Annotated in this window: 3 protein-coding genes; all 3 read right to left on the reverse strand. The window is 71.6% G+C overall.

Features of this window, described 5'->3' with window-relative positions:
* Positions 1–115: 115 nt before the first annotated feature.
* A complete protein-coding gene (gene aceE / locus L1885_RS23455) occupies positions 116–2,785 on the reverse strand; it encodes a pyruvate dehydrogenase (acetyl-transferring), homodimeric type (RefSeq protein ID WP_235799158.1) in 2,670 nt (889 codons plus the stop codon).
* 421 nt (positions 2,786–3,206) lie between these two features.
* Entirely contained in the window at positions 3,207–3,851 is a 645-nt protein-coding gene (locus tag L1885_RS23460) for a GntR family transcriptional regulator (RefSeq protein WP_235799159.1), read from the reverse strand.
* A 160-nt stretch (positions 3,852–4,011) separates the two neighbouring features.
* On the reverse strand, positions 4,012–4,987 hold a 976-nt coding region (gene sucB / locus L1885_RS23465), incomplete at its 5' end, for a 2-oxoglutarate dehydrogenase, E2 component, dihydrolipoamide succinyltransferase (RefSeq protein ID WP_235799160.1).

Genomic DNA, 4,987 nt, shown 5'->3' on the forward strand with positions numbered 1-4,987 from the left:
GCGCGGGCCGCTCCCACGCCCGCGAACGCCGACGGCTCCGGCCGCCGCCCCTCGCGGGAGCGGCGGCCGGAGCCGTTGGCTTCTCAGCGGTCCGCGTCAGCGGCCCGCGTGCGGGTCACAGGCCGTAGCGCTCCCGCGCCTCGGCCACGCGCTCCGGCTTGACCTCGCCGCGCCGTGCCAGCTGCGCGAGCGCGGACACCACGATCGACTGCGGGTCGACGCCGAAGTGGCGGCGCGCGGCGTCGCGGGTGTCGGAGAGGCCGAAGCCGTCCGTGCCGAGCGAGGACCAGTCCTGCTGCACCCACTGGCTGATCTGGTCCGGCACCTGGCGCATCCAGTCGCTGACCGCCAGCACCGGGCCGGGCGCGCCCTCGAGCGCGCGCTGCACGTACGGCACGCGCTCCTCGCCGCGCAGCAGCGCCGCGTCGGCCTCCAGCGCGTCGCGCCGCAGCTCCGTCCAGGAGGGAGCCGACCACACGTCCGCCGAGACGCCCCACTCGTCGGCCAGCATCTTCTGGGCCTCCAGGACCCAGTGGATCGCCGTGCCGGACGCCAGGAGCTGGATCTTCGGCGACTCGGGTGCGGTCAGGTCCGCCGCGCGGAAGCGGTACAGGCCCTTGAGGACGGCCTCCTCGTCGACGCCGGCCGGCATCGCGGGCTGCACCTTCGGCTCGTTGTAGACCGTCAGGTAGTAGAAGACGTCCTCGGCCTGCGGGCCGTACATCCGCCGCAGACCCTCCTTCACGATGACGGCGACCTCGAACGCGAACGCCGGGTCGTAGGACACCGCCGCCGGGTTCGTGGACGCGATCAGGTGCGAGTGGCCGTCCGCGTGCTGGAGGCCCTCGCCCGTCATCGTCGTCTTGCCGGCCGTCGCGCCGACCACGAAGCCGCGGCCGAGCTGGTCCGCGAGCGCCCAGAACTGGTCGCCCGTGCGCTGCCAGCCGAACATCGAGTAGAAGATGTAGAACGGGATCATCGGCTCGCCGTGCGTCGCGTACGACGTGGCGGCGGCGGTGAAGTCCGCGAGCGAACCGGCCTCGGTGATGCCCTCGTTGAGGATCTGGCCGTTCTTCGCCTCCTTGTAGTAAAGGAGCTGGTCGCGGTCGACCGGGTCGTAGGTCTGGCCCTTCGGGGAGTACAGGCCCGCGGACGGGAACAGCGACTCCATGCCGAAGGTGCGGGCCTCGTCGGGGACGACCGGGACCCAGCGCCTGCCGGTCTCCTTCTCCCGCATGAGGTCCTTGACCAGCCGGACGAACGCCATCGTGGTGGCGATCTCCTGCGTGCCGGAGCCCTTCTTCAGCGCGTCGAACGGCTTCTCGGCCGGGGCCGGCAGCGGCTTCGCGACGACCTTGCGGGCCGGGGCGAGACCGCCGAGTTCGGCGCGGCGCTCGCGCAGGTACTGGACCTCGGGCGAGTTCTCGCCGGGGTGCCAGTAGGGCACGAGGTCGCCGGTCAGGGCGCTGTCGGGGATCGGCAGCTCCAGCAGGTCCCGCATGGTGCGGAACTCGGCGCCGGTCAGCTTCTTCATCTGGTGGTTCGCGTTGCGCGACTCGAAGCCGGAGCCCAGCGTGTGGCCCTTGATCGTCTGGGCCAGGATCACCGTGGGGGCGCCCTTGTGCTCCAGCGCCGCCTTGTACGCGGCGTAGACCTTGCGGGGCTCGTGGCCGCCGCGGGAGTTCTGGAACAGCTCCAGCAGCTTCGCGTCGCTCAGGCCCTGCGCGATGCGGCGCAGCGACTCGTCGGCGAAGAAGTGCTCGCGGATGTAGGCGGCGTCGCGGGTCGCGTACGTCTGGAACTGCGCGTCCGGCGTCTCGCCGAGGCGCCGGACGAGCGAGCCGTCGACGTCCTGCGCGAGGACGGAGTCCCACGCCTGGCCCCAGAGGGTCTTGACGACGTTCCAGCCGGCGCCGCGGAACTGGGCCTCCAGCTCGCGCACGATCTTGAAGTTCGGGCGGACCGGGCCGTCGAGGCGCTGGAGGTTGCAGTTGATGACGAAGGTCAGGTTGTCCAGGCCCTCCCGCGCGGCGAGCGCGAGGGACGCCGTGGACTCCGGCTCGTCCATCTCGCCGTCGCCGAGGAACGCCCACACGTGCGAGCCGGAGGTGTCCTTGATGCCGCGGTTCTCCAGGTAGCGGTTGAAGCGCGCCTGGTAGATCGCGGAGATCGGGCCGAGGCCCATGGACACGGTCGGGAACTCCCACAGCCAGGGCAGCCGGCGGGGGTGCGGGTACGAGGGCAGGCCGTCGCCGGCCGCCTCCTGGCGGAAGCGGTCGAGCTGGTCGGCGCTCAGGCGGCCGTCGAGGAAGGCGCGGGCGTAGATGCCCGGGGAGGCGTGGCCCTGCAGGTAGAGCTGGTCGCCGCTGCCGTCGCCGTCCTTGCCGCGGAAGAAGTGCTGGAAGCCGGTCTCGTACAGCCAGGCCACGGAGGCGTAGGTGGCGATGTGCCCGCCGAGCCCCAGCTTGGACCCGCGCGTGACCATGGCGGCCGCGTTCCAGCGGTTCCAGGCGGTGATGCGGGACTCCATCGCCTCGTCGCCGGGGAACTCCGGCTCGGCGGCGGTGGGGATGGTGTTGATGTAGTCGCTCTCGAGGAGCTTGGGCAGCGACACCCCGGACGCACCGGCGTGATCGAGGGTCCTGCGCAGCAGGTAGGCCGCGCGGTGGGGGCCCGCATGCTCGGTGACGGCGTCGATGGAGGCCGCCCATTCGGCGGTTTCCTCGGCGTCACGGTCCGGGAGCTGGTCGAGCTCGCTCGGAAGCTTGCCTACGGGGTCGGGCATGGTCGCCGCCTTCCAAACACAGCAAACACAGGAGGGGGTATTTCTGGGCCTTGTCTGGCAGGACAGGGCGGTGGGCTGGGTGCAGTCCACCGTCGACTGTAAGTCGCTGATCGATGATCGATCAAAGGGGGAGGGGGATAAAGTTGCATGATCCGATGAAATTGGCATTCCGTGCCAGGCCCTATGGCACGCAGTGACGGGGAACGAATGCCTTCTTCACGGATCAACCAGGCGTGTCGGGCGGTGCGGCCGAGGTGTGACGCCGCCGCCCGCGGGGCCCGGGTCCCGCTCGCTCCGGAGACCTCAGGCGACCTACTGGTACAACGCTCCCGAGAGGCCGAGGTGTTCCCCGTGGAGGCTCCGGCACGCCCCGGAGGGGGCGGATGCCGCCCTGGGGCGGCGGAGGCCGTGGCACCACGTCTCAGGCCCGGCGCGGCGCCCCGTCCGGCCGGGGAGCGCACCCGAGGACGTGCACCTTGACCAGCGCGCCGATCGCCGGATCGCGCCGCCTGAACGCCTCGACCAGCTCCTGGTGCTCCTCCGCGTACGACTGCTGCACCGTGCCGAGCCAGCGGATCGACAGCGCCGTGAACACCTCGATGCCGAGCCCCTCCCAGGTGTGCAGCAGCACACTGTTGCCGGCCGCGCGCACCAGCTCGCGGTGGAAGCCCACGGTGTGCAGCACCTGGCCCGTGCCGTCGTCGGCCCTGTCGGCCTCGTACAGGCCCGCCACGTGCGGCTCCAGGGCCGAGCAGTCGTCCGCCAGCCGGTCGGCCGCCAGCTCCGCCGCGATCTGCTCCAGGCCCGCGCGGACCGGATAGCTCTCCTCCAGGTCGGCCGCCGAGAGGTTGCGCACCCGCACGCCCTTGTTGGGCGCCGACTCGATGAGGCGCAGGCTCTCCAGCTCGCGCAGCGCCTCGCGCACCGGCGTCTGGCTGACCTGCAGTTCCGTCGCGATGCGGCGCTCCACGATCCGCTCGCCCGGCTGCCAGCGGCCGCTGACGATCCCCTCCACGATGTGCTCGCGGATCTGCTCGCGCAGCGAGTGGACGACGGGCGGGGTCATGGACGGCTCCTCCTGGAGAGCCGGCGGCCGAGGGGGCCAGGCGTTCGGCGGCCGGCGAGGGGTGTGACGGTGGCGACGACGATACGACGACGCCCCCGCCAGGACGGAGAGTCCCGACAGGGGCGTCGTTGCCGTACTGCTTACTGCGTGCGTACCCGGTTCACAGGCCGAGGTCGACCTCGAACTCGCCGGCCTCCAGGATCGCCTTGACGGCCGTCAGGTAGCGGGCCGCGTCGGCGCCGTCCACCAGGCGGTGGTCGTAGGAGAGCACCACGTACGTCATGTCGCGGATCGCGATGGTCTCGCCGAGCTCCGGGTGGTTGATGACCACGGGCCGCTTGACGGTCGCACCGATGCCGAGGATCGCGACCTGGTTCGGCGGGACGATGATCGTGTCGAACAGCGCGCCGCGCGAACCGGTGTTGGAGATGGTGAAGGTCGCGCCGGCCAGGTCGTCCGGGGTGATCTTCGAGGCGCGCACGGCGCCCGCCAGCTCCGCGGTCTTCTTGGAGATGCCGGCGATGTTGAGGTCGCCCGCGCCCTTGATGACCGGGGTCATCAGACCCTTCTCGGAGTCCACCGCGATACCGATGTTCTCGGTGTCGAAGTAGGTGACCGTGCCCTCGTCCTCGTTGATCCGGGCGTTGACGACCGGGTGGGCCTTCAGCGCCTGGGCCGCCGCCTTGACGAAGAACGGCATCGGGGAGAGCTTCACGCCCTCGCGGGCGGCGAAGGCGTCCTTCGCCTGCGCGCGCAGGCGCATCAGCTTGGTGATGTCCACCTCGACCACGGAGGTCAGCTGGGCCTGGCCGTGCAGCGCCTTCATCATGTTGTCGCCGATGACCTTGCGCATGCGGGTCATCTTGACGGTCTGGCCGCGCAGCGGGGACGCCTCCAGCTGCGGCGCGCGCGAGGCGGCGGGGGCGGCGGCCGGCGCCGGGGTCGCGGCGGCCTTGGCGGCCTCCGCGGCGGCGACGACGTCCTGCTTGCGGATCCGGCCGCCGACACCCGAGCCCTTGACCGAGGACAGGTCCACGCCGTTCTCCGAGGCCAGCTTGCGGACCAGCGGCGTGACGTACGCGCCGTCGTCCGACGCGCCGTTCGCCGAGGCGGCCGGGGCGGGAGCGGCCTGCGCC

This window comes from Streptomyces fuscigenes (assembly GCF_021556455.1).
Classification (GTDB): Bacteria; Actinomycetota; Actinomycetes; order Streptomycetales; family Streptomycetaceae; genus Streptomyces; species Streptomyces fuscigenes.

What these genes read in the sequence shown, in the direction of transcription:
- aceE (WP_235799158.1), bottom strand. Translation starts at nt 2,785, where the DNA reads ATGCCCGACCCCGTAGGCAAGCTTCCGAGCGAGCTCGACCAGCTCCCG.
- L1885_RS23460 (WP_235799159.1), bottom strand. Translation starts at nt 3,851, where the DNA reads ATGACCCCGCCCGTCGTCCACTCGCTGCGCGAGCAGATCCGCGAGCAC.